The sequence below is a fragment of the Gemmatimonadaceae bacterium genome (genome assembly GCA_036003045.1).
GTDB lineage: Bacteria > Gemmatimonadota > Gemmatimonadetes > Gemmatimonadales > Gemmatimonadaceae > JAQBQB01.
Window position 1 is genome coordinate 15,869 of sequence record DASYSS010000104.1, and the last position, 24,144, is coordinate 40,012.

The following is a 24,144-nucleotide window of genomic DNA, read 5'->3' on the forward strand; positions in this document are numbered from 1 at the left end:
TTCCCGTCCCATCCACCATCAATTCAGCATTCCGGCCCCCCGCAGCCAGTCGATCGTCGACGCGATCGTCGCGCGTGCGTCGCGAAAGGTCACGCCGAGCTCGCGCCGCGCCTTGCTGCTGTCCACGAACCAATAGAGCGTTGCGTAGGGCACGACGTGGGGATTGAACGGCACCGGCACGTGCAACCGAATCGCCGCGCTGGCGACGAATCTCGAGATCCCGTTCGGCACCGGAACGATCGGCACGTGGCGCCCCGTGGACTCGAGCGTCAATTCGGCCATTCGGCGAACGGTGATGTTCTCGCCGCCGAGGATGTAGCGCTCACCGGGACGCCCGCGCTCGAGCGCCGCGACGATGCCCGTCGCCACGTCGTCGACGTGAACCACGCCCGTGCCGCCGTCGCACACCAACACCGGAATCGCCTTGGCGAAGTCGATCAGGTTCGCCGACGTCCCGAGCGCGGTGTCGCCCGGTCCGTATACCTCCGCCGGATTCACGATGACCACGGCGACACCGCGATTGAACGCTTCGCGCGCGACCAATTCGGCTTTGTGCTTGGCGTGCGCGTAGTGCAACCGCGGATCCTTCACCGCGAATTCGGCGCGCTCATCGAAGACCGTGGGCCCGTCCGACGCGTTGATCGCCGCCGTGCTCGAAACGAGCAGGACGCGGTGGCCCGGGATCTCCGCCGCCGACTCCAACACGTTGCGAGCGCCGTTCACGATCACGTCCTCGAGGCCCGCGGCGTCGTCCGCGTGCCAACCGCCCGGGGCCGCGAGGTGTGCCGTTCCGTCGCAGCGGGCCATGCCCGCCCGCACCGACGCGAGATCGCGAACATCGCCCTCGGCGCGCTCGAACGACAGCGCGTCGATGCGTTTTGTGTCGCTCGTTTTGCGAAGAAGGCACACGGGCGTGTGGCCTCGCGCGACCAGTTCGCGCACGACCGCCGATCCGATGAAGCCGTTCCCGCCGGTCACAAAAACTCTCATAGTCGAGCCGTGTGGTGTTGGGGGTAGGTCGAGCCCGCCAACCCGGCAAGCTCCTTGATAGTAACCGCTATGGACTCACTTCAAGTTCCTTAGCGCGCACGGCGGCGTGATCGCATGACACACAGAAGTCTGTTCTTTGCGACAGCATGTCTGGTTCTCGTCAACGGTCGCGTCGCCGTCGCGCAAGAGAGCCCCGCCGGCCTGTGGAGCACGGTCAGCGACCGAGACGGGAAGCCCACCGGGGTCGTGGAAATCCGCGAAGTGAACGGAGAGCTCGTCGGCGTTGTCCGCGGAATTCTCGTCGATGCCGGTCCCGAGGACAGCGTGTGTGACAAATGCACCGACGACCGAAAAGGTCAGCCGATCGTCGGAATGGAGATCCTTCGCCACATGCGGCAGCGCGGCGACGAATGGAGCGGCGGCGAGATCCTCGATCCAGAGAACGGGCAGACGTATCGCGCGACGATGAAGCTCACCGACGACGGCAAGAAGCTGATCGTGAGGGGCTACGTCGGCATTCCGATGTTCGGCCGCTCGCAGACGTGGGTGCGCCGACAGGAGTAACGGTCCGGCGTTTCGCGTTGGCGTCGGCGCCGTACGGCGCCTTCAATGGACTCGTGGCTGTCGGTTTGCCCTTCATCCTGCGCCAACGCGGTATTCCAGTCGAACGCATCGCGATCGTCGAGGCGTTCGTGCAGGCGCCGTCGATCTGGTTCTTCCTGTGGGGGCCGGTCGTAGATCTCGGGTTCCGGCGGAGGACGTGGATCGTCGTGTTGAGCGTGGCGTCGGCTCTGTGCGCCGCCGCGGCGCTCGGCGCGGCGGACGGATCACGCGGAGCATTGACGACGCTCCTCGTGCTTGCGTCCGTCTTCTGCCAGCCGGTGTCGAGCGCGATGGGCGGCCTCGTAGCTACCGTCATGCCGAATGAGCATCGCGGACGCACCGCGGGCTGGTCGCAAGCCGGAATTTTCCTCGGCGGCGTCGTCACGGGCGCCACAACGGTGTGGCTCAGCGATCGCGTATCGGCCACGTCGGTCGCGATCGTCGCCGCGGCGCTCATCGCCGCGCCGAGCTTCGTCGCGCTCACGATCGACGAACCACAGCCACAGATCGAGAGCTGGCGTCGTCATTTCAGCGACATGCTCGGGGACGTGCGTGGCACGCTGGCGAGGCGGGACGTGTGGCTGGGCCTCCTGTTCTTTTTGAGCCCGATCGGCGCCGGCGCGTTGATGGATTTGTTCTCCGGCATCGCGTCCGACTTTCGCGCCTCAGCCGACGTGGTGATTTGGACGGTCGTGCTCGGCGGGGCCCTTACACCGCTGGGCGCGCTGATCGGTGGCGTTGTCTGCGATCGCTTCGACCGCTGGTTGGTGTACCCGATCACCGGACTCGCTGCCGCGGTCAGCGCCGGCGTCATGGCGTTCGCCCCGTTATCCCCGGCGGCGTTTCTCGCGGGTGCGGCTGCGTACGCTCTCTCGGTCGGGTTCTGCTACGCCGCGTTCATGGCGCTGGCGTTTCAACTTGTCGGCACGAGCTCCGCGGCGAGCGGAACGCGCTTCACGCTCTTCATGGCGGCGGTGAACGTTCCCGTCGTGTACATGCTGCGGCTCGACGGCTGGGGGCACGCGCGATTCGGCGTCCACGGCATGCTCGCCGTCGACGCGCTCTCGAATGGTGTGTTCGCCGTGTTGTTTCTCGTCATCTTATACGCGACGAAAGCTCACGCACGCGTCGCCGGACGGACCGACTCACAGAGCGCGGCGACGAGCCGGTCGATGTCCTCGAACGTGTGACGGGCGTTCATGATGAATCGGAGCCGAGCCTGACCGAAACCCACGGCGGGATAGAGCACCGCGTCCACGTGAAACCCGGCTTCGCGCAAGTCGCGCGCGACGCGCGTGCACTCGAGCTCATCGCCGAGGACGAGCGGGACGATCGCCGTCGTGACGGCCGGCAAGTCGAACCCGGCGCCGAGCATGCGCGAAACGAAGTACCGCTGGTTATGCCACAGACTCTCGCGGCGCTCCGGCTCATCCTCCACCATGTCGATCGCCTCGAGCACCGCGGCCGCTTGATCGGGCGGCAACGTGGACGTGAAGCCGTAGGCGGCGCAGCCGGCGTGAAGCAGCGTTCGCACGTGCGACTCGGTCGCGATGAAACCGCCGATGCAACCGTAGGCCTTGCTCAGCGTGCCCATGGTGATGATGCGCGGGCTGTCGATCCCGAAGTGCTCCGTCGTCCCGGCTCCCGTCGGCCCGAGCACGCCCGTGCCGTGCGCGTCGTCGATGTAGACGACCGCGTCGTAGCGTTCGGCGAGTGCCATCATGTCCGGCAGCGGAACGACGTCGCCATGCTGGCTGAAAACGCCGTCGGTGACGATGATCCTGACGTTCGCCGACGACGACACGAGCTTGCGCTCGAGGTCGTCCATGTCGAGGTGCTTGTACGCGATCGACGGCGCGCCCGACGCGCGGATTCCTTCGCGCAGGCTGAGATGATTGAACTCGTCGGTGAAGAACGCGTGTTTCCAGTTCGTGCTCGGCACGTAGCCGATCGCGCGCGCGAGATTCGTGGAGCGCGTCAGCATCGGCAGCACGCCGAGGTTCGTGAGGAATCCCGTCGCGAACAGCATCGACGCTTCCTTGCGCTTGAGTCGCGCCAGACGCGCCTCGAGCCGGTCGTACAGATCGAGATTGCCCCCGAGAAGCCGCGACTCGCAGTTCCCGACCCCGTAGCGGTCCAGCGCGCGCCGAGCGGCCGATTTCATCCTCGAACTGGTGGCGAGCGCGAGATAGTTGTTCGTGCTGAACGAGATGATGGTGCGGCCGTTCGCCTCGAACGACGGGTCGGGCAGCGACGACGGGACGAGCGGGTCGTGTGCGTTGGGCCGCGCGTCGAACCACGCGGCAAGCTCGCGGAGGTCGCGCATCAGTAGCGCCGCGCGACCAACACCGAGTTCATGCCGCCGAAGCCGAATGAATTCGACATCACTGCGTCGAGTTGCTTGTCGCGCGCTTCGTTCGGGACGTAGTCGAGATCGCAGGCAGGATCGCGCCGGTCGAGATGCGCCGTCGGCGGAACGACGTTTCGCGCGAGGGCCATGATCGCGACCACCATCTCGAGCGCGCCGGCGGCGCCGAGAAGATGTCCGTGCAACGCCTTCGTCGACGAAACGCTGAGCGTTCGCGCGTGGCAACCGAACGTTTGCTTGACCGCGTCCGTTTCGACGACGTCGCCGACCTGTGTCGCGGTCCCGTGCGCGTTCAGGTATCCGACGTCGCCCACGTCGAGCTTCGCGTCGGCGAGCGCGCGCTTCATCGCGCGAACTTGGCCGCCGGGGTCGGGCCTCGAGATGTTCGACGCGTCGGAGGCGTTGCCGTAGCCGGCGAGCTCGGCGTAGACACGCGCACCGCGCCGCGCCGCGTGCTCGTCGGACTCGAGCACGAGAGCCGCCGCTCCTTCACCGAGCACCAGTCCCGTTCGATCAGCCGAGAACGGCTTGCAGCTTCTCGCCGGATCGATGGGATCGGCGTGCGCGAGCGCGCGCATCGCGTCCCATGCGGCCAGATTGCCCGGCGTAATGAGCGCCTCCGAACCGCCGGCAAGCATGACCTGCGCGTCTCCGCTCCGGATCAGCCGATACGCCTCGCCGATGCTCGCGGCCGACGACGAGCACGCCGTCGAGATGTTGAGCATCGGTCCTCGGAATCCGTGCGCCATCGAGACGTGCGCGGCGGCGGCGTTGTTCATCCCGAGGACGACCGCGGTCGGACGCACGCGCTTGCCCGCCGACTCGAAGTACCGCTTGTACGAATCTTCGATCGTCGCCGCGCCGCCCAAACCGCTGCCCCAGTAGACGCCCGCGTCGGGCAACTCGTCTTCGCCGAGCGAAAGCACGGCGTCGGACATCGCTTGGGACGACGCGACGAGCGCGAACTGCGCGACGCGGTCGTACTGTGCCGATTCGTTCGCGGGCCAGTGAACGGACGATTCGAAACAGATCTGTGCCGCGACCAGCGATGACGAGGCGTTCTGTGCGCCGTTCGGAACAAGCGAGACCGCGGAGCGCGCTTCGACGAGGTTGTGAAAGAGCTCGTCCGCGGTGCGGCCACACGGCGCGACGACGCCGATCCCCGTGACGAGGACGCGCGTCACGGCGAGCTAGCCGAGCGGAGGGACCGGCGCGGCCGCCAGCAGCTGATCCACGAGCGAGGCCAGCGAGCGAATCGTGTTCGCCTTGACCGCCTCGTCCTGCGGAATGGAGATGCTGAAGTGATCCTCGAGCTCGAATAAGAACTCGAGCATGCCGAGGGAATCGGCGCCCAACTTGTCGAAAGGCGCGTCGACGTCGATCTCCGCGGCGTCGCGGCCGAACTGTTTGGAGGCGAGCTCCGTGATGGCACTCAGGGTCGTCATGTGTGGCTCAAGATACCCCATGTGCTCGGCTTCTCACGCTCCCGTGCCGCTAAGATCCCTTCATGAGGAAGTTTGGTTTTGTTGCTGTCGGTGAGATGACGGAAGGGGGCGGGCCCGCCACTCCGAGTCGATTCGGCTAGTCTCGAGGCGCGATCGTCCGCTCCTGCCCATCCGCCGGCTGTTGCGCTCGAAGTCGGAGACTGGACATACGACGTCTGACACAAGACCACGCGTTACGCGGTGGGGTCATGGTGAGTCACCGCGTACTCTTGGCCTGATGTCAGACGTCCGATTTCCAACGCACGACCGAACCAACCCGGCGACGACGGACGCCGGAATGGCCGCGAACCGCGTTAGCGAATTGGTTTGAGACCGAGTATCCCCGACAACACGTTGGCCAAAATCGAGACCGTCCCGTTCGACCCGCTTCCATACCGAGTCCGGCTGTAGTAGCCATCCTCGTATCCGCGCTGGAATCCCTGGCGGAAGTAGTAGCTATAGTCGTCGAGGTCGACGTAGCTGCCCGAGTATCCGAGCGTCGCTTCTCGATATGCCGGCGAATTTCTATAGTCGAAGCGCCAGTGGTCTTGGCGGTCCGCCACGCCTGCCCGGTAGCCCTGTCGGTATCCGTTGTTCACGGCCCGACGGAGCATGTCCACGCCGTACTGGTTCGTTTCGTGGTACGTCCCGTTCAACTGGTAGCGATAGGTCGGGGCGGCCACCACGTATGGCTCGTTGTCGTACCGACGCTCGGCCTGGAGCTGCTCGCGCTGTCTTTGCAGCTGCGCGGCGTATTCCTGCTGCGCGCGATACTGAGCGGCCCGACGCGCCTGCTGCAACTGCGCCGCTTGCTGCTGCGTCACGCGCGCCTGATCGTCGAGATGATGGCGGTAGTCATCCATCCGACGCTGCTCGTCTTTGATTCGCTTGTCGCGATCGTCCGACTGCTCGTGACCGCGTCCCCGTCCACGACCCTGATCGCCTTGCGCTTGCGCGATTCCGGCGTAAGCCGTCGTCGCCACCAGTGTCGCGGTGACTATGTGGACGATGTGAAAACGACGCATTGGGTCTCCCGGCCGCGGCCGTTTGAGGTATGGAGCGGCCGCAATGGTGGGGGGAAACGGCGCCTATTGGCCCTAAGGGCAACGTGCATGCCCATCTTTACAATTCCCCCGTGAAACGTGGGCCGCCGCCGAGCGTAGTGGCCGCGTCCGCTTCGCGAGATGAACTTTGGTGGAAACCCGAGGAGTCGAATCCCGATGCTGACTCTGCTTGCGAGCGGTGTGTTGAGCTTGGCGCCGGCCGTGCGCCCGCGTCCCATGGCCTTCGTCGAGCGGGCTGTGGCGGCCGCGTGCGCGACCGCGCCGGCGCAGTCGACGCTGCCGGCCACGATCCCCATCGATCTCTGGGGGAATCACATCTTCCTCAAGGCTTGTGTCGAAGGACGCGAGCTCGACTTCATTCTCGACACCGGCGCCGGCAACACCTCGCTCGACCTCAACACCGCCAAGCAACTCGGCGTCAAGCTCGGCCCGGGCTTCAGCGTCGGTGGAGCGGGTCCGTCGCGAGTCGCGGGCGCGCGGGTGGACGACGCCAGCGTCGCCGTCGAGGGCTCGTCGATCACGCAAGCCGTCGTAAGCGCGATCGACCTATCGCGTTTGCCCCGCCTCGAGGGCCATCCGATCGACGGCATCCTCGGCTACGACTTCATCTCGCGCTATGTCGTCGCCATCGACTACGCGCGGCACGAGCTGCGGATCTATGACCGGCCCGCCTTTCAGTACGATGGTCCGGGCGTTTCCGTCCCGGTTACGCTCATCAACCGCTTTCCACACATCGACGCCGAGGTCGGTCTCGCCGACGGCGCGACGATTCGCGGACGCATGGTGATCGACGTCGGCTCGAACGGCTCGCTGTCGCTGACCAAGGCGTTCGTCGACAAGAACCGGCTACGGCAGCGCGTCGGTCCGACGATTCGGCGAACCGGAGGCGGCGGCGTCGGCGGCGCGACAACGTCCGACATCGGACGCCTCGCGTCGCTGAGCATCGGCGGGATCGAGCTCTCGCGTCCGCTGGTGAATCTCTTCGGCGATTCCGCCGGCTCACTGTCGGTTTCGAGCTCGTGGGAAGGAAACATCGGCGGCGCGATTCTGCGGCGATTCACCGTCTTCCTCGATTACCAGGGCAAGCGAATGATCTTCGAGCCGAACGCGACGCTGCACGACGCGTTCGAGGCGGACATGAGCGGGATGCTCCTACGGCTCAACGATTCACTGACGACGATCATCGTCGAGACGGTCGCCGAAGGCTCGCCGGCGTCGGAGGCAGGCGTACGACCGGGCGATGAAGTCGTATCGGTGGACGGAGTGCCCGGAAGTCAGAAGCTGCTCGGGGAACTGCGCGACCGGCTCAGAAAGCCGGGCGAGCGAATCGCGCTCGTGGTGCGAAGAGGGGGCGAGGAGAAAAGAGTCGAGTTGGTAACCCGACGGATGGTGTAAACGGCGCGTGATCGGCCTAGTCTGAGGTCGATCGCCTAGTCGATTTGCCGCCGGCGCTAGAAGTCGGGTTCAGCGACGCACGCTCGCGTTACGCGACCTTCGCCTCGTCACGCCTAGAGCTGGCCGCGATCTACTTGGCGAGCCCCGCACCCACCCCGACTCGACTGACGATCGCCGCGAACCTCGGATCCGCTCTGATCGGATCGAAGAAGTTCTCCGCCAGCGACTCGCTCGAGTAGAACGAGTCCCGATCCGTCGCCGCGCGTTCGAGGAGCGTCAGGGCCCGACCACGATCGCCCAGACCTAGGTACACTCGCGCCGCGGCCGTCGCCGCGCCGGCGCTGCGGCCGACTTGGTTCTCCAGCGACTTCGCGAGGTCGTTCGCCTGCCTCGTCTTGCCGGATTTTGCATAAGCGTATCCCAACAAGCCGAGCGCGCGAGTCGATGACGAGTCGAGCTTGACCGAGGCTTCGAGCTCGCGCACGGCGTCAGGCAGACGCCCGGCCTGCAGGTACACCGTGCCGAGTATGAAGCGCGTGACGACGAGGGTCGAGTCGAGCTCCACGGCGCGCTTCGCCGCGGCGATCGCCGAATCCGGCTGCCGCGCGATCGTGAGAACGAAGGCGTACGAACCGAGCGTCACCGGTGCGAGCGGATCGAGCTGCGCGGCCCGCGCGAGCTGGGCCTTCGCCTCAGGCGTGCGGCCGAGGACGAGCAGGAGCTCGCCGTACCACTGATGTGTCGACGGCGCGTTCGGGTCGAGCGTCAGCGCGCGCTTGTAATCCCGCTCGGCTTCGGACCAGCGCCAAGCCGCTTGCAGCAGCGTCGCGCGCGAGGCGAAGGATTCGGCCAGCGTGCTGTCGAGGCGGATCGCGCGGTCGATCGCCGACATCGCGAGCGGCATGAGCGAATCGACGCGCACGTTCGCATAGAGCGGGAGCAGCGCGTACGCGTTGGCGATGCCGGCGTATGCGCGAGCGAAGTTCGAATCGCGTTGCGTCGCCTGCTGGAAGTAATCCAGCGCTCGGCGCAGTCCCACCTCGCCGCGCTTGTCGAAGAAGTAGCGTCCGCGGAGATAGAGATCGTACGCCAGCAGGTCCGACGTGCCGTGCGGTGCCGAGGACGCCGACGCCGGCGTCGGCGAGCTGCTCGCGGCCGGAGCCGGTGTCGCTGCTTGCCCGGCGCCGGCGCCCGACAATTCCGGTGAGATGGCCGCGACGATCGCGCCCGAGATCTCGTCCTGGACCTTGAACAGATCCTTCGAGTCGCGTTCGAACATGTCGGACCAGACGGTGAACCCGTCCGACGTGTTCACGAGGCGCGCCGTCACTCGGAGACGCGATTTGTCGCGCTGCACGGTGCCGGTGAGCACCATGTTCACGCCCAGTGATTTGCCCAACTCGATGGGGCTAGCCGACGCGTCGTGCGAAATGCTCTGCGAACCCGCGACGCGCACGCCGGGAATCCGGCTGATCGCGTTCGACAGATCCGACGACATTCCCGCGGCGAAGTACGCGTCGCTCGTGTCTCGGCTGATGTTGACGAGCGGAATCACGGCGATCGATTTCCCCGCCGGCGCGGGAGTCGTCAACGCGGGACTCGGCGTGTCCGTCGCGTTCGATGATTTGCGATTCGTGAACCACGCGCCGCCGGCGGCGACCGACGCGAGAATCCCGGCGCCGGCGAGCGCCCAGAGCACTCGCTTCGGACGCTTTGCGCTCGGCAGCGCGGGCGGAGTGAACGTCCCGCTCACGACGGCAGGGTCCTCGAGCGAACGAACGACTTCGGCCGCGGCCTTGGGACGCTTGTTCGGCTCTTTCTCGAGCAGCTGCATGAGCAGCGTGTTGAGCGCGGCAGGAACGTCGTAGCGTCGCGACCCGATCGGCGACGGCTTCTCGGTCAGATGCGCGGCGAGCAACTGCTGAGGCGGACGCCCGTGGAAGGGTGGGGTTCCCACGAGCATTTCGTAGCCGACGATGCCGAGCGCGTAGAGATCCGCGCGGTGGTCCATCGACGGATCGCCGGCCGCTTGCTCGGGCGCCATGTATGCCGGCGTCCCGATCGACGTGCCGACGATCGTGATCGTGCCGCTCCGATTTCCCTGCGGCAGCGGACGGCGCGTTTCGCGCGACGCGGTGAGCGCCTTCGCGACGCCGAAGTCGGTCACCGTCGCCGACCCCGTCGTGAGCAGGATGTTGTCCGGCTTGATGTCGCGGTGAATGACGCCGCGCCCATGCGCGTAGGCGAGAGCGCGCGCGACGTCCTTGAGGATGGTCACCGTCTCCCGAACCGAGAGCGGTCCGCGCTCGAGGCGGGTCCTCAACGACTCGCCCTCGACGAACGGCATGATGAAGTACGGCAGCGGCGTCGGTGGCGAGACGGACGCGTCTGCCGGGATCTCGCCCGCGGTGAGCACCGGCACGATATGCGGATGCTGAAGCGCGGCCGACAGCATGATCTCGCGCTTGAAGCGATCCACGGAGACGGCCGCCGCCAGTTCATACGGCAAGACCTTCACGACGACCGCGCGCCCGAGCGCATTGTCGCGGGCGACGAACACGCTCGACATGCCGCCGCCGCCGAGCTCCCGCTCGAGGGTGTAGGAGGTGCCTAAAGTGCGCTGGAGCTCGTCTCTAAGAACGGTCACGTCGTATCGCCGGGACTGCGAGGCGTCCCAAGTTACGCCCCGCTCAACACGTAAGACACCCGGTGCACGGCCAAAGGTTGCGGAAATCGGCGGTTCTTACCGAACTCGAACCAGAAATCGCCCTTTTTCGCGCTGGGTAGTCGCCCGCGGCGTCGCGGTTTCGCCGTCCGAATCGGCCGGTTACATTCAGCTCCCATGGCACCCCACGTCGATCGATACGTTCCGGCCGTGACCAACGGCGGCAAGGGCATCGCCGCGTTCATCATCGCACTCGCGCTCGCTTGCGTGGTCACGGCGACGTACGTCCACAAACAGACCTACCGTCATCCAACGGATCCGACGTGGCATGGCAAAGGGTCCGGGGATCTGGCCCCGCCGGAGGGTGGACAGTAGGCAGTGGTCGGGCGGGCCGCGGGGCCGGAACCAAGAAAGCGGCAATGGCGGGACCTCATGGGTCCCGCTTTCTTTTTGGCCGTGACACATCCTTTCGAATACAGAGCGGCCGTGTCGCTCGAACACGCCGTCAAAGAGCTCGCTGAGCCGGGCGCAGTGCCGCTCGGGGGCGGCACGGATTTGCTGGTCGCGATCGAAGAGAAGCTCGCCGCACCGAAAACGCTCGTCGATCTGCGCACGATTCCCGGCAGCGCCGACGTGGTGATGCATCGTGATGGATCCGTTACGATCGGCGCGGCGGCGCGCATCGCGGACCTCGCGAAAGATCAACGAGTCGCGTCGCAGTTCCCGGCGCTCGCGCAAGCGTGTGCCGTCGTCGGCACGCCGGCGTTGCGCCACATGGGAACGTTGGGCGGGAACCTCTGCCAGCGGCCGCGATGTTGGTATTTCCGCCGCGGCGTTTCCTGTCTCAAGAGCGGCGGTTCGTCGTGTCCCGCGACGGAAGGTGAGAATCAGTATCTCGCGATTCTCGACGCGGGGCCGTGTTACGCGGTTCATCCGTCAGATCCGGCCGTGGCTCTAACCGCGCTCGAAGCGACCGCGATCGTGTCGTCGTCGCGCGGAAGTAGAAAGGTCGCGCTGGCGGACCTCTACCTGTCGCCCTCGGAACGCGCCGATCGTGAGACGACACTCGAACGGCACGAATTCATCTCGGCGATCACGATCCCGTCCGAGTCCGTCGGCGGCACACAGCGCTACCACAAGCTGATGCAGCGCGACGCGTGGGATTTCGCGCTGGTGAGCGTCGCCGCGTGCAAGCGCATGGACGGCGGCGTGCGCATCGTGATGGGCGGCGTCGCGCCGCGGCCGTGGCGCGTGAATTCGTCAGTCGAAGAAGACGTCGCATCGGGAGGACTCGATGACGACGCCATCGCGACGCTCGCCGAACGCGCGCTGCTCGACGCGAAGCCCTTGTCCAAGAACGCTTATAAGGTGGAGCTCGCGGCCTCGCTGCTGCGGCAGGTGATGGCCGAAGTCGGTTAGCTACGGGATCGCGATCGCGAGGTCGAACGTTCCGCTTACGTTGATCCGCGCCGACGTTCCGAAGCCGGGGCCCAGGTTGCCGCTGAAAGAACCTTGGATCCGATTCGGCGTGAAACTCGTGATCGTCACCGAGCCGGTGCTCAGCGCATCGCTCGAGTTCCATGCCTGAATCACGGTTCCGTTCGTGAGGCTGGCGTTCAGTGTCGTGGCGTTGAAGCCGTTGGCGGCGCTGCCGGGTCCGAGCGGGTAAACGCCTGGGCCCGTGATCGCGGGGACCGACCCGCCCATCCCATAAGTCGTCGAGCCGCCGCCGAACGTGAGCGTCGTGCCGATCGTCGCGCCTTGAGGTCCGCGCGTGGTCGAAGTGGTGGCGGTAATCGTCGCCAGGTTGAACGCGGAACCGGCGATCGTTCCGCTGATCGAGCTTCCCTTCGTGCCGGTGAGCTGCGTGATGACGCCGTTTGCCTTCACCGGGAGGTCGAATGTTCCCGACGTGACGTTTTTGAGGCTCGTCGCCGGCACGTTGAGCAAGCCGTTCGCGACGAACGTAAATGTGCCGGCCATCTCAGTCTGCGTCAGGCTCGTGATGGTGACCGAACCCGCGGCTCCAGAGAGCGGGGTCGCCCACCCCGCACTGATGTTGGTGACCTGGGCCGTGCCCCCGGAATTCGAGGCGTTGACGCCAAGGGCATACGTGCCGGGCCCGTAGACGTTGTACAGCGTAATCAGGATCGTGATGTTGCTCGAGGCATCGTATCCCGAGATGGTGAAGAGACCCGGGGCGGCCCAGCGGGCTCCCGTCGCTGCCGCGGAGACCGCGTCTTCGCCCCATGCGGCTCCGTCGATACTGGCCTGCAAGTAGTAGCGGGCGTTTCCGCTCGGCCCCCCGGGGCCGGTCGTCGATGAAGCGCCCCCGCCGCAAGCGAAAGCCGCCAGCGCCAAAGGAGCTATGACGGCCGCGCTTCCGGTCGTACGGATGACGTTCGCGAGGATTCTCGAGGCGCGCATTTGGGACATCTCCGGCTCGTCGGCGAGTGGGCTAGGCGTATGCGACGAGGGCTCCCGCCGCCCTTTGAGTTGCGCGACTCAAGGGCCAAAAACGTCATTCCGTGCGACCCCGGCCCGTCGGCCAGTTTTCCGCGTTCCGCAGTCTCGGAGTTGGGGAGTTCCCGCCGGAACTGGCCTCCCCCCTCAAATCCGACTAATTTTATCGACATAGTGGATCGCCCCGTTTGCTCGGTCGAGCGATCCCACAACCAGCCCACGCGCCGACTGCCTAAGCTGCTTGCCCGTAGCGAGTTGGCCGGTCGCCGTCGGCGGCACCAAGCTCTTGTGGAGCATAGATGAGTAGCTCGATCGAATCGCTTATCACTCGCGAATACGAGGCGGGGTTCGTCACCGACATCGAGTCGGACACGTTCCCGCCCGGGCTGAACGAGGACGTCGTTCGCGCGATTTCGGCGCGCAAGAACGAGCCGGAGTTCATGGTCGAGTGGCGGCTCAAGGCCTATCGGCGTTGGCTCACGATGAAAGAGCCGCACTGGCCCAACGTCCACTACAACCCGATCGACTATCAGGCCGTCAGCTACTACTCGGCTCCAAAAACAAAAAAGCCGCTCGGGAGCCTCGACGAGGTCGATCCCGAGCTGCTCAAGACCTACCAGCGGCTCGGCATTCCGCTGACGGAGCAAAAGGTGCTCGCCGGCGTCGCCGTCGACGCGATCTTCGACTCGGTGTCGGTCGGCACGACGATGCGCGAGGAGCTCGCGAAGCACGGCATCATCTTCTGCTCGCTCGGCGAAGCGATTCGCGAGCACCCGACGCTGGTCGAGAAGTACCTCGGCTCCGTCGTTCCGTACAGCGACAACTTCTTCGCGGCGTTGAACAGTGCCGTCTTCTCCGACGGCTCGTTCGTGTACGTACCGAAAGGCGTGCGCTGTCCCGTCGAGCTTTCGACCTACTTCCGCATCAACTCGGCCGACACCGGCCAGTTCGAGCGTACGCTGATCGTCGCCGATGAAGGCTCGTACGTCAGCTATCTCGAGGGCTGCACGGCGCCCAAGCGCAGCACGAACCAGCTGCACGCCGCCGTCGTCGAGATCGTCGCGCTGGAAGGCGCGACGGCCAAGTACTCGACGGTCCAAAACTGGTACGCCGGCGACAAGGAAGGCCGCGGCGGCATCTACAACTTCGTGACGAAGCGCGGCAAGGCGCAGAAGAACGCCAAGATTTCGTGGACGCAGGTCGAGACCGGCTCGGCGATCACGTGGAAGTATCCGAGCGTGATTCTCCAGGGCGACAACTCGGTGGGCGAGTTCTACAGCGTCGCCGTCGTGAACAATCATCAACAAGCCGACACCGGCACGAAGATGATTCACATCGGCCGCAACACGAAGTCGACCATCGTCTCCAAGGGCATTTCGGCGGGCGAAGGAAACAACTCGTATCGCGGTCGAGTGCAGGTGCTGCCGAAAGCGGTCGGCGCTCGGAACTACACGCAGTGCGACTCGATGCTCGTCGGCAACCGCTGCGGCGCTCACACGTTCCCGTACGTCGAAGTCGGCAACAACAGCGCGATCGTCGAGCACGAGGCCAGCACGTCGAAGATCGGCGAAGACCAGATCTTCTATCTCAAGCAGCGCGGGCTGTCCGCCGAGCAGGCGGTCTCGATGATCGTGAGCGGGTTCTGCAAGGAAGTGTTCAAGGAGCTGCCGATGGAGTTCGCGCTGGAAGCGCAGGCGCTGCTCGGCATCACGTTGGAAGGGTCCGTCGGATAAGAACGGCGCGCGCGCACCAAACTCGATCACTGTTAACTGAATACTCTTGGTCACTGGTCACCGGTAACAGGTCACTGGGAACGACTCAGTTCTCCCCGATTCCCGGAGACCGGACCCTGTGACCGGTGACCTACAGAATCAGAAATGTCTCTTCTCGTTATTAAAGATCTCAAAGCAAGCGTAGCCGACAAGCCCATCCTCAAGGGCGTCACCCTCACGGTCGAAACCGGCTCCGTCCACGCCATCATGGGCCCGAACGGGTCCGGCAAGAGCACGCTCGCGCAGGTGCTGGCGGGGAATCCGGCGTACGAGGTCACCAGCGGCTCCGTCTCGTACAACGGCCGGGATTTGCTCGCCATGCCGCCGGAAGAGCGGGCGCAGGCGGGGATCTTCATGGCGTTCCAGTACCCGGTCGAGATTCCGGGCGTGTCGAACGCGTACTTCCTGCGGGCGGCGTACAACGAAGTTCGCAAGGCGCGCGGCGAAGACGAGGTGGACCCGCTCGAGTTTGCCGATCTCATGGACGAGAAGTTGGAGTTGGTCGACATGGATTCGTCCATGCTCAACCGCTCCGTGAACACCGGCTTCTCGGGCGGCGAAAAGAAGCGCAACGAGATTCTTCAAATGGCGGTGCTCGAGCCCAAGCTCGGCATCCTCGACGAGACCGACTCCGGGCTCGACATCGACGCCCTGCGCATCGTCGCCAATGGTGTCAACAAACTGAAGCGTCCGAACAACGCCACGATCGTCGTCACGCACTATCAGCGGCTGCTCAACTACATCGTGCCGGATTTCGTGCACGTGCTCGTGAGCGGACGCATCGCCAAGTCCGGTGGGAAAGAGCTGGCGCTCGAGCTCGAGGAGAAGGGCTACGACTGGGTGACCGAGCTCGCGGGGGCGTCCGCGTCGTGAGCGCGCCCGTCATGGTGGCCGACGCGTACGCGGCCGCGTTCGACGTCATCTCCGGCGACGTCGGCGTTCCGGCGGCCGTGCGCGCCCTGCGGCGGGCCGCCTTCGATCGGTTCTCCGCGCTCGGTTTCCCGACGCCGAAGAACGAAGACTGGCACTACACGAGCGTCGCGCCGATCGCCGATCAGGAATTCGCTCTGCTCGCGTCGCGCACCGGCGACATCGGCCGCGACGACCTCGCGCCGTTCAGCTTCGGGGTGGGCGCCGGCGACTGGCATACGATCGTGTTCGTGAACGGCCGGTTCGCGCCCGAGCTCTCGGATCTCAGGAAGTTGCCGGCGGGCGTCGAGGTGACCGATCTCGCCACGGCATGGTCGGCCCCGGATGTCGCCGAGCGAATCGGGTCCCTGGCGAGCCACGAATCGCACGCCTTTACGGCGCTCAACGCCGCGTTCGCGCAGGACGGCGCCGTCGTGCGCATCGCACGCAACGTCGAAGTCGGTCGGCCGATTCACCTGCTGTTCGTGACCGACGCCGCCGCGGCCCGAGCGATGATGCATCCGCGGAATCTCATCATCGTCGAGCGCCACGCGACCGCGACGGTGATCGAGACCTACGCGTCGGCGACCGATTCGACGTACTTCACCAACGCCGTCACCGAGGTTACGCTCGGCGACGGCTCGTCGCTCCGCCACTACAAGATCCAGCGCGAAGCGTCCCGCGCGTACCACGTTGGAACCATCGAGGTCGAGCAGGCGCGCGACAGCCACTACGTTTCGTTTTCGCTCGCCACGGGCGCCGAGCTGTCGCGCACCAACGTCTACACGACGCTGGACGGCGAAGGGAGCGGCGCGACGCTGAACGGGCTCTACATGCTCGACGGCGAACAGCACTGCGACCACCAAACGCAGATCATCCACGCACAGCCCAACACGTTCAGCCGGGAGCTCTACAAGGGGATTCTCGACGGACGGTCGCACGGCGTGTTCAATGGCAAGGTCTACGTGCGGCCGATCGCGCAGAAGACCGACGGCAAGCAGACGAACAACACGCTGCTGCTCTCGGACACCGCGCACGTCGACACGAAGCCGCAGCTCGAGATCTTCGCCGACGACGTGAAGTGTACGCATGGCGCGACCGTGGGGCAGATCGATCAAGCCGCGCTCTTTTATCTGAAGTCGCGCGGCATCGCCAACGCGCTGGCGCGTCGGCTGCTCACCTACGCGTTCGCCGCCGACGTGCTCGAGACGATCGAGGTCGATGCGGTCCGCGAGGGACTCGAGCGCACGACCCTCGAGCGGTTCGTCTGACGGGCGGAGCGTCGACCGTGTCCACGGATGCGCTGTACCAGGAGCTGATCCTCGAGCACAACCGGAAGCCGCGCAACTTCCGCGAGATTCCCGACGCCGATCGCACGGTCGAGGGGCGCAATCCGTTGTGCGGCGACTCGCTCAAGCTGTGGGTCAAGCTCGACCATGACCGGATCGCCGACGTGAGCTTCATGGGGAGCGGCTGCGCGATCTCGAAGGCATCGGCGTCGCTCATGACCGGCGCCGTGAAAGGAAAGAGCCGCGAGGAAGCCGAACAGATCTTCGACCGTTTTCATCGGCTGGTCACGGGCACACTGCCGGAGAGTGAGCGCGAATCGCTCGGATCGCTCCGCGCGCTGGGCGGCGTGGCGAAGTTTCCGCTGCGCGTGAAGTGCGCGAGCCTCGCCTGGCACGCGCTGCACGCGGCGCTCGAGTCCAAGGTCGAGAGCGTGCCGGTCGTCTCGACCGACGCCGAGGGCGGCGGACCGGGAGAAGGCGCATGATCGTCGACCGCAAGGACTTTCCGCTGCTCGCGGCCAACCCCGAGCTGCACTACCTCGATTCCGCCGCGACGTCGCAGAAGCCGCGCGCCGTGCTCGACGCGATGCTCGAGTACTACGAGCACGACAACGCCAATCCGCACCGCGGCGCCTACGCGCTCTCGGCACGCGCGACGGAGCGGTATCACGACGCTCGACTCAGAGTCGCGCGTTTCGTCGGCGTGAAAGACACCGACCGACTGATCTTCACGCGCGGCACGACGGAATCGCTCAACCTCGTCGCAACGGCGTGGGGACGCACCAACGTGCGCGCCGGCGACGAGATCGTCGTCACGGGTCTCGAGCACCACGCCAACTTCGTCCCCTGGCAGCAGATCGCGATCGAGAAGGGCGCAAAGCTGAACATCGCGCGCATCACGAGCGACGGCCGCGTCGACATCGAGCATTTCGCCGCACTCATCACGCCTCGCACGAAGGTCGTCGCCTTCCCGCACATCTCGAACGCGCTCGGCACGCTCAACGACGTCGCGACGCTGAGCGCCATCGCGCGGAAGGTCGGCGCGGTCGTCGTGTGCGACGGTGCGCAGGCCGCGCCGCACATGGCGCTTTCCCTCGACCAACTCGACGTCGACTTCTACGCGTTCAGCGGCCACAAGATGCTTGGGCCGATGGGGTGTGGCGTCCTGGTCGGGCGGCGAGAGCTGCTCGAGGCGATGCCGCCTTATCAGACCGGCGGCGACATGATCGAGTATGTCGGCGACGAGCGCACGACGTGGAACGTGCTGCCGCACAAGTTCGAGGCCGGCACCCCCAACGTCGGCGACGCCGTCGGACTCGCCGCGGCGTGCGACTATCTGGCGCGCGTAGGCATGGCCAAGGTTCGCGAGCACGAGCACGCCATGACCGCCCTCGCGTCGGCGCGCCTCTCGGAGATTCCGGACGTCCGCGTCTTCGGTCCGCCACCGGATGTTCGCGGCGGCGTCGCCAGCTTCACGGTCGCCGGCATCCACCCGCACGATCTCGCCACCATTCTCGACGAGAACGGGGTATGCATTCGCGCCGGTCATCACTGCGCGCAGCCTTTGATGCGAAGACTCGAAGTTCCGGCAACGGCGCGGGCGTCGTTCTACGTGTACAACGACGAAGCGGACATCGAGGCGCTGGTCGCGGGCGTCGCGCGTGCGCGCGAGCTATTCGGCGCGGTCGCCTGACTGACGGTCCGGCAACTCCTCCTCGGCTGGAATCTCGTGCCGTCACCCGAGCCTAGCCTTCGAGCAACAGCCATAAGCATCAGCCATGAGCCTAAACCGCGTAGCTCAAAGCTCCTGCTGATGCTCGAGGCTAGGCTCGCTTGCCCCTCCGAAATGCTCGGAGCGCGGCCGTGATGCCAACGCCCGACTCCATTATGCCGATTGGCAAAGCGGTTCTCGTCACCGACAACCGCTGCGGTGACCGCTAGCGTAACGGGCTCGTCAACGAGTAGCCCGTCATGCGGCGGGTTCATCCACCCTAGCCGGATCACAATGCGACCACACTATCTCGGAATTGCCGCGCTCGGTCTCGTCGCGGGAATCGCGAATACGACCAATGCTCAGGTCTGCCAGGGAACGGCCCCGTTCTCGGCCGGATCGACCCGAATCGGCGCCGGAATGCAGTTCACGGACGGCGCCAAGGCATATGGCGGCGGCCTGGCCTTCGGCTCGAGCAATAGCCTGTTCGGCAGCGCTGAGTACGTCCACACGCAGTTCGACGACCTCGACGCGGGCTCGAACGGGGTCAGCCTGCAGGGCGGCTACTCGATCGCGATGAACACGTCGCGCTCGGTGCAGCTCTGCCCCTTGGTCGGCTTCGCGTATCAGTCGGGACCGGACTTCGACACCGGGTTTGGAACCGTCAGCAGCTCGCTCCGCGCGTTCGCGTTCGGCGGATCGATCGGCACGACGGTCGCGATGTCGCCGACGATGGACTTCGTTCCGTTCGGCGGCGCGTTGTACGAGATGGACCACTTCTCGTCATCGCTCGGCGGCGTTTCGAGCTCGGGCGACGACAACACCACGGTCATCCAGTTGGGTGGCGGTTTCGTCTTCAACAAGGTGTTTACGATCCAGCCGAGCGTCTTGATCCCGACCGAAAGCGGGTCGAAGCCGACGTACGGCATCTCGTTCGGCTACAACTTCGGAAAGCCGGCAAAATGACCGCCCGGAGGGGAGGGAAAGTGGCGCTCGAGGCCGCCGCGCTTTCTATTGTATGACAGTATGCGCCGGACGACGACGCGGCCGATTGGATTCGCCCCTCCGCTGCTTTCCCTCCTCCTCTTTTTTGCTGTCGTCGCATCCCTGACGGGGTGCGACCGTCGTTCGAGCGCGAACGACACGAGCCGGGCGGACTCGGAATTCACGATACCGCCGCCGGCCCCTCCGGAGACCTCGCGGTTCAGCGTCCCGCTCGACTACGACTTCAGCGCGATCCTGCGCGTCGTCGAGCGGGCCGTGCCCAAGACGTTCGGCTCGATCGACAGCGTGCGACAGGCCGGCGACGACGATCATCGTCACTACGCATTCCAAGCTGACCGCAGCCCGTTCACGGCGTTTGCCGACGGCCGTCTCGTCCACTTGCAGGCGACGCTCGACTACCAGGTGCGCGGCTGGTTCAAGCCGATCATCGGACCGACGATCAGCGCGGGTTGCGGCAAAGATCCGAAGAATCGGCCGCGGCTCGTCATCGAGATGGCGACGCCGCTCACGCTCACCGACAACTGGCACCTCGCGTCGCACGCGCAGATCGTCCGCGTCGAACCCGCCTCCACGCTGCCGCAGGACCACTGCGACGTGAGTCTCCTGCACAAGGACATCACGCCCCGCGTCGTCGAAGCCGCGCGCCTCGGCATCATCGACCACTTGCCGGACATCGACAAGAAGGTTGCCGAGGTGGATCTGAGGAATCGTTTCGTCGAGTGGTGGGGTCTGTTGGAGCGGCCGATTCGACTCACCGACGGTGTGTGGCTCTCTCTCGGCCCGGGCCGGCTCGCGATGGGACGCGTGCGCGGCACGGGCCACACGCTGCGCGTTCCGGTTACGCTCGCGGCGTCGCCGCGCATCATCACGTCGGTCGATACGCCGAGGGTCGAACGCGTCTCACTGCCGCCGCTGGGACGCGACACGTCGGCGAACGGCTTCCGGATCCAGATGGACGGCGTCGTCGGCTACGACGCGGCGACGAAGGCGGTCGCCCGCGCGCTCGAGGGAAAGAGCTTCACGACGAGCGGCCGCACGGTGCGCATCGACACGACCATCGTGACTCCAGCCTCACTCGGCCGCCTCGCCTTCACCGTCGCGTTCAGCGGCGACGCGCACGGTCGTCTCCGGTTCCTCGGCACGCCGGTCTACAACGCGAAGAAGCGCGAGGTGCTCGTCCCCGATCTCGACTACGACCTGACCACCGACGACAAGCTGATCAACACCTACGCCTGGCTCAAAGCCGACGATCTCCGCGCCATGTTCCGCCAGCGCGCGAAGTTCTCCGTCTCCGAGGCGATCGACAAGGGCAAAGAGATGCTCTTGATGGGCCTCAACCGCACGATCGGCGACGCCATGACTCTCGGCGCCACGGTCGATTCAGTGGCGGTGAAAGGGCTCTACGTCACGAAGAACGGCCTGATCGTGCGCGGCGTAGCCACCGGCCAAGCGCACGTCGCGGTGCGTCAGCGTTAGCTGCAATTCGAACAACCTCACCGCAGAGACGCAGAGGACGCAGAGAATGAGCAACCGCGAGGACTGCGAAGGCTTTTGGACCAAGCCCGGGAGGTCCTAGTGCCTTCCCGAGGCGGTTCCCAAAGTGTTGCCCTCGGCGTCCTCTGCGTCCTCTGCGTCTCGGCGGTAAGGCAGTTGCAGTGGACGGACTCTATCGCGTGATGCGTTTCAGGAAATCGTACGTGAAATCCAGGCCGTCATCGAACGCCGTGACGAGGATGCGTTCGTCTTTGCCGTGGGCGCGGACGTCGTTCGTGGCGATGAACAGGCCGCTGAACGCGTACACCGGCACACCGGCATTGCGCAGGAAAAGCCCGTCAGTCGCGCCGGTCTCCATGATCGGCACGACCGGCACCTTCCCCCACACGGCGTTGACCGACGCTTCGACGGCGGAGAACACGTCGGGGCGAAGCGGCGACGCGGGGCTGGGCCGGGCCGTGTCGATCGGCGCGAGATGAACGCCCGTGTCGCCGATGGCGCGTACGAGCGCCTGCTCGACGGCCGCGGGATCGTCGCCGGGAAGCATGCGGCAGTTCACCAACGCGGTCGCGGTCTGCGGGAGCGCGTTCGGCGCGTGGCCGCCGTTCAGCATCGTGGCGACGCACGTCGTGCGCATCAGCGCGTTGTAGAGCGGCGTCGTGCTGAGGCGGGCGACCGCGGCGGGCGTCGCGGTTCCCGCGGCGACCGCGCGCATGTCGGCAGCCACCTGAGGCGCGACCGTGGCCGACGCCTGCATGAAGTACTTCTTCACGACGTCGTTCGGCTTTGCCGGAAACTCGTAGGCACCGACGCGCTCGAGCGCCTTGGCCAGCTCGTAGATCGCGTTGTCCTTGCGCGGCAGCGAGCTGTGGCCGCCCGGATTCTTCGCCGTCAGCGATACGGAGTGAAAGACCTTCTCGGCCGCCTGCACGTCGAACAGCGTGTGCTTGCCGTTCTCCAACTCTCCACCGCCCGCGTCGACGTTGATCACGTATTCGGCGTCGATGAGAGGTCTTTGATTGGCGATCAGCCACTGAACGCCGTTGTAGGGCATGCCGCCCTCTTCGCCGGCGGTCAACGCCAGTATGAAGTCACGGTCGGGGACGATCTTCTCCTGCTTCATCCGCAGGAGGGCGGCGACGAGCATGGCCGCGCCGCCCTTCACATCCTGCGTGCCGCGTCCGTAGAAGTACCCGTCCTTTTCGGTGAGCACGAAGGGGTCGTACGTCCAGTCGTCGCGCTTCGCTTCGACGACGTCGAGGTGCGCGAGCAGCAGGACGGGCTTGTGCGCTCCGCTGCCGCGATAGCGCACGACGAGGTTTCGATTCTTCGGCGTCGGCCCGACCACTTGGTCGTCTTCGGGCGCGAACCCCGCGTCCTTGAAGCGCACTTGCAGCTGTTCGGCGGCAACCGTCGTGTTGCCCGCCGACGCCGTGGTATTCGTCTCGATCAGCTCGCGGAGGATCGCGCGGCCGAGCGCGTGGTAGTCGGAGCGCGACGGTTGCTGCGCGAGCGCCGGTGCCGCGATCAGAAGCGCGGCGAGATACGATCGCTTGATCATGGCGTAACTCCCGAATGGACTCCGGCGAGCGCGGCGACGAGCAGCGCGGCCCACTGCGGACCGATGTAGCCGGTCGGCCCATCGTCGTACCATTCGCCGAGTGAGTGCGCGCCCTCCGCGTTGCCACCGCCGCCGATGCGGATCGCGGGAATGCCGAGCGAGATCGGAATGTTCGCGTCAGTGCTCGACGCGCCCGTCGTCGAGGTGAAGCCGAGCGCTTTGCCCGCGGCGAGCGCGGTCTGGACGATCCGCGCGGAGTCGGCTTGTCCTCCCGTCGGGCGAATGCCCATCGTGTCGACGACGAGCGAGATCTTCGCCGCCGCCGCGCGCGGGCCGGTCCAGCGCGCGTTCTCGGCGTTGAGCGCGTCGCGGATGATGCGCTGCACTTTCACGTCGACGTCGGCGAGCGACTTGGCGTCCTCGGAGCGCATGTCCACTTCCATGGATGCCTCGCCGGAGATCGAGTTGACTGACGTGCCGCCCTGGATCACGCCGACGTTGAACGTCGTCTTGGGATTCGTCGGCACTTGGATGTCGGCGATCCCGGCGATCGCGCGCCCGAGCGCGTGGATCGGATTGGGGATGCCGAATGCTCCGTAGCTATGCCCACCCGGACCTTTGTACGAGATGCGATAGCGATAGCTGCCGACTGCCCGGCTCGCGATGCCGAGCCCCGTGTCGTCGACAGAGATGAAGTAATCGACCTTCCCCTTGAGATCCCGAGAGAATAGGCTGCGCATTCCGCGGAGGTTGCCCGGACCTTCCTCGCCGACGTCGCCGACGAAGTAGACGGTGCCGAGTGTCTGCACGCCGGCTTTCTCGAATGCGCGCACGACCGCCAAGACCACCGCCAGCCCGCGATCGTCGTCGCCGATGCCCGGCGCTCGGAGCTTGGTGCCGTCGTGCTTCACCGTGACGTCGGTGCCTTCGGGGAAGACGGTATCGAGGTGTCCGGCGATGACGACCGTCGGCCCATTCCCCAGCCCGCGCCGCTCGGCGATGACGTTGCCGGCGGTGTCGACGCGGATGTTCTTGAGGCCGAGGGCTTCGAGTCGCTTTTTGAACTCAGCGCCGCGTTTGGATTCTTTGAACGGCGGTGAGGGGATCGCGGTCAGCTCGACTTGCTGTTGGAGCGTCCAGGCGTTGTCAGTTTTGAGGATGTCGAGGGCGGCGCGGACTCGTGGGTTCGACGACGGGATGGGGAGTTGGGCGATGGCGGTCGTCGAGGCGAGGAAGAGCGCGGCGAGGGCGAAGCGAGGGGTGGTCGGCATGGGACCAACGTACATGTTCGACCGTCCGGCGTGAAGCACGCGAACTGCGCCGCAAGCGAAAGGCGGAGGAGCGCGACGTCCGCTCCTCCGCCCGAATAGT

At 65.9% G+C, this 24,144-nt stretch carries 21 protein-coding genes; 12 read left to right on the forward strand and 9 right to left on the reverse strand.

The features are described 5' to 3' along the window. Window positions 1–18 precede the first annotated feature (18 nt). A complete protein-coding gene (locus VGQ44_22655; GenBank protein HEV8449640.1) occupies window positions 19–990 on the reverse strand; it encodes an NAD-dependent epimerase/dehydratase family protein in 972 nt (323 codons plus the stop codon). Between the two features lie 114 nt (window positions 991–1,104). Between VGQ44_22655 and VGQ44_22660 the strand changes: the two genes are divergently transcribed. Further along, window positions 1,105–1,554, forward strand: a complete 450-nt coding sequence (locus VGQ44_22660; GenBank protein HEV8449641.1) for a DUF2147 domain-containing protein — start codon at window positions 1,105–1,107, stop codon at window positions 1,552–1,554. Next, a complete protein-coding gene (locus tag VGQ44_22665) occupies window positions 1,533–2,783 on the forward strand; it encodes an MFS transporter (protein HEV8449642.1) in 1,251 nt (416 codons plus the stop codon). The genes VGQ44_22660 and VGQ44_22665 overlap by 22 nt, the downstream gene beginning before the upstream one ends. On the opposite strand, the gene VGQ44_22670 is transcribed toward VGQ44_22665, so the two are convergent. The 4 genes from VGQ44_22670 to VGQ44_22685 all read right to left on the reverse strand — a co-directional run bounded on the left by VGQ44_22670 (window position 2,711) and on the right by VGQ44_22685 (window position 6,470). After that, window positions 2,711–3,919 carry an aminotransferase class I/II-fold pyridoxal phosphate-dependent enzyme gene (locus VGQ44_22670; GenBank protein ID HEV8449643.1) on the reverse strand — a complete coding sequence of 403 codons (1,209 nt, stop codon included), beginning with the start codon at window positions 3,917–3,919 and terminating at the stop codon, window positions 2,711–2,713. The genes VGQ44_22665 and VGQ44_22670 overlap by 73 nt on opposite strands. Next, entirely contained in the window at window positions 3,919–5,145 is a 1,227-nt protein-coding gene (locus VGQ44_22675) for a beta-ketoacyl-[acyl-carrier-protein] synthase family protein (protein HEV8449644.1), read from the reverse strand. Before VGQ44_22675 ends, VGQ44_22670 begins: the two co-directional genes overlap by 1 nt. Before the next feature lie 6 nt (window positions 5,146–5,151). Continuing rightward, window positions 5,152–5,406: a phosphopantetheine-binding protein gene (locus VGQ44_22680; protein HEV8449645.1), complete on the reverse strand. Its 255-nt coding sequence runs from the start codon at window positions 5,404–5,406 to the stop codon at window positions 5,152–5,154. A 353-nt stretch (window positions 5,407–5,759) separates the two neighbouring features. Next, complete coding sequence (locus VGQ44_22685) at window positions 5,760–6,470, reverse strand: hypothetical protein (GenBank protein ID HEV8449646.1); 711 nt, start codon at window positions 6,468–6,470, stop codon at window positions 5,760–5,762. 195 nt (window positions 6,471–6,665) lie between these two features. Here VGQ44_22685 and VGQ44_22690 point away from each other — a divergent pair, with 195 nt between their 5' ends. Further along, window positions 6,666–7,904 carry an aspartyl protease family protein gene (locus VGQ44_22690; protein ID HEV8449647.1) on the forward strand — a complete coding sequence of 413 codons (1,239 nt, stop codon included), beginning with the start codon at window positions 6,666–6,668 and terminating at the stop codon, window positions 7,902–7,904. 130 nt (window positions 7,905–8,034) lie between these two features. Here the strand turns inward: VGQ44_22690 and VGQ44_22695 are convergent, their stop codons facing one another. Beyond that, window positions 8,035–10,551, reverse strand: a complete 2,517-nt coding sequence (locus tag VGQ44_22695; protein HEV8449648.1) for a protein kinase — start codon at window positions 10,549–10,551, stop codon at window positions 8,035–8,037. Between the two features lie 195 nt (window positions 10,552–10,746). Between VGQ44_22695 and VGQ44_22700 the strand changes: the two genes are divergently transcribed. Further along, window positions 10,747–10,944 (forward strand): hypothetical protein, encoded by a 198-nt coding sequence (locus VGQ44_22700; protein HEV8449649.1) that lies wholly within the window; start codon window positions 10,747–10,749, stop codon window positions 10,942–10,944. A gap of 81 nt (window positions 10,945–11,025) precedes the next feature. Then, a complete protein-coding gene (locus VGQ44_22705; protein ID HEV8449650.1) occupies window positions 11,026–11,988 on the forward strand; it encodes an FAD binding domain-containing protein in 963 nt (320 codons plus the stop codon). Here the strand turns inward: VGQ44_22705 and VGQ44_22710 are convergent, their stop codons facing one another. Further along, the gene (locus VGQ44_22710) at window positions 11,989–12,996 is read right to left on the reverse strand and encodes a DUF6252 family protein (protein HEV8449651.1); all 1,008 of its coding nucleotides are present in this window, start codon (window positions 12,994–12,996) and stop codon (window positions 11,989–11,991) included. It lies immediately after the preceding gene. Between the two features lie 335 nt (window positions 12,997–13,331). Here VGQ44_22710 and sufB point away from each other — a divergent pair, with 335 nt between their 5' ends. From sufB to VGQ44_22745, 7 genes are all read left to right on the forward strand, one after another. Then, entirely contained in the window at window positions 13,332–14,765 is a 1,434-nt protein-coding gene (gene sufB, locus VGQ44_22715; protein ID HEV8449652.1) for a Fe-S cluster assembly protein SufB, read from the forward strand. 144 nt (window positions 14,766–14,909) lie between these two features. Then, entirely contained in the window at window positions 14,910–15,677 is a 768-nt protein-coding gene (sufC, locus tag VGQ44_22720; protein ID HEV8449653.1) for a Fe-S cluster assembly ATPase SufC, read from the forward strand. Beyond that, complete coding sequence (sufD, locus tag VGQ44_22725; GenBank protein HEV8449654.1) at window positions 15,674–16,984, forward strand: Fe-S cluster assembly protein SufD; 1,311 nt, start codon at window positions 15,674–15,676, stop codon at window positions 16,982–16,984. Before sufC ends, sufD begins: the two co-directional genes overlap by 4 nt. A gap of 17 nt (window positions 16,985–17,001) precedes the next feature. Next, window positions 17,002–17,487, forward strand: coding sequence for an SUF system NifU family Fe-S cluster assembly protein (locus VGQ44_22730; GenBank protein HEV8449655.1), 486 nt, complete (start codon window positions 17,002–17,004; stop codon window positions 17,485–17,487). Then, window positions 17,484–18,695, forward strand: a complete 1,212-nt coding sequence (locus tag VGQ44_22735) for a cysteine desulfurase (GenBank protein HEV8449656.1) — start codon at window positions 17,484–17,486, stop codon at window positions 18,693–18,695. The genes VGQ44_22730 and VGQ44_22735 overlap by 4 nt, the downstream gene beginning before the upstream one ends. A gap of 312 nt (window positions 18,696–19,007) precedes the next feature. After that, window positions 19,008–19,679 carry a hypothetical protein gene (locus VGQ44_22740; GenBank protein ID HEV8449657.1) on the forward strand — a complete coding sequence of 224 codons (672 nt, stop codon included), beginning with the start codon at window positions 19,008–19,010 and terminating at the stop codon, window positions 19,677–19,679. A gap of 60 nt (window positions 19,680–19,739) precedes the next feature. Then, window positions 19,740–21,194 carry a DUF4403 family protein gene (locus VGQ44_22745; GenBank protein HEV8449658.1) on the forward strand — a complete coding sequence of 485 codons (1,455 nt, stop codon included), beginning with the start codon at window positions 19,740–19,742 and terminating at the stop codon, window positions 21,192–21,194. 190 nt (window positions 21,195–21,384) lie between these two features. Here VGQ44_22745 and VGQ44_22750 read toward each other — a convergent pair whose 3' ends face one another. Both VGQ44_22750 and VGQ44_22755 read right to left on the reverse strand, forming a co-directional pair. After that, window positions 21,385–22,773: a M20/M25/M40 family metallo-hydrolase gene (locus tag VGQ44_22750; protein HEV8449659.1), complete on the reverse strand. Its 1,389-nt coding sequence runs from the start codon at window positions 22,771–22,773 to the stop codon at window positions 21,385–21,387. Then, window positions 22,770–24,044, reverse strand: a complete 1,275-nt coding sequence (locus VGQ44_22755) for a M20/M25/M40 family metallo-hydrolase (protein HEV8449660.1) — start codon at window positions 24,042–24,044, stop codon at window positions 22,770–22,772. Before VGQ44_22755 ends, VGQ44_22750 begins: the two co-directional genes overlap by 4 nt. Between the last annotated feature and the right edge of the window lie 100 nt (window positions 24,045–24,144).

What these genes read in the sequence shown, in the direction of transcription:
- VGQ44_22655 (HEV8449640.1), bottom strand. Translation starts at nt 990, where the DNA reads ATGAGAGTTTTTGTGACCGGCGGGAACGGCTTCATCGGATCGGCGGTC.
- VGQ44_22660 (HEV8449641.1), top strand. Translation starts at nt 1,105, where the DNA reads ATGACACACAGAAGTCTGTTCTTTGCGACAGCATGTCTGGTTCTCGTC.
- VGQ44_22670 (HEV8449643.1), bottom strand. Translation starts at nt 3,919, where the DNA reads ATGCGCGACCTCCGCGAGCTTGCCGCGTGGTTCGACGCGCGGCCCAAC.
- VGQ44_22680 (HEV8449645.1), bottom strand. Translation starts at nt 5,406, where the DNA reads ATGACGACCCTGAGTGCCATCACGGAGCTCGCCTCCAAACAGTTCGGC.
- VGQ44_22685 (HEV8449646.1), bottom strand. Translation starts at nt 6,470, where the DNA reads ATGCGTCGTTTTCACATCGTCCACATAGTCACCGCGACACTGGTGGCG.
- VGQ44_22690 (HEV8449647.1), top strand. Translation starts at nt 6,666, where the DNA reads ATGCTGACTCTGCTTGCGAGCGGTGTGTTGAGCTTGGCGCCGGCCGTG.
- VGQ44_22700 (HEV8449649.1), top strand. Translation starts at nt 10,747, where the DNA reads ATGGCACCCCACGTCGATCGATACGTTCCGGCCGTGACCAACGGCGGC.
- VGQ44_22710 (HEV8449651.1), bottom strand. Translation starts at nt 12,996, where the DNA reads ATGCGCGCCTCGAGAATCCTCGCGAACGTCATCCGTACGACCGGAAGC.
- sufB (HEV8449652.1), top strand. Translation starts at nt 13,332, where the DNA reads ATGAGTAGCTCGATCGAATCGCTTATCACTCGCGAATACGAGGCGGGG.
- sufC (HEV8449653.1), top strand. Translation starts at nt 14,910, where the DNA reads ATGTCTCTTCTCGTTATTAAAGATCTCAAAGCAAGCGTAGCCGACAAG.
- VGQ44_22735 (HEV8449656.1), top strand. Translation starts at nt 17,484, where the DNA reads ATGATCGTCGACCGCAAGGACTTTCCGCTGCTCGCGGCCAACCCCGAG.
- VGQ44_22740 (HEV8449657.1), top strand. Translation starts at nt 19,008, where the DNA reads ATGCGACCACACTATCTCGGAATTGCCGCGCTCGGTCTCGTCGCGGGA.
- VGQ44_22745 (HEV8449658.1), top strand. Translation starts at nt 19,740, where the DNA reads ATGCGCCGGACGACGACGCGGCCGATTGGATTCGCCCCTCCGCTGCTT.
- VGQ44_22750 (HEV8449659.1), bottom strand. Translation starts at nt 22,773, where the DNA reads ATGATCAAGCGATCGTATCTCGCCGCGCTTCTGATCGCGGCACCGGCG.
- VGQ44_22755 (HEV8449660.1), bottom strand. Translation starts at nt 24,044, where the DNA reads ATGCCGACCACCCCTCGCTTCGCCCTCGCCGCGCTCTTCCTCGCCTCG.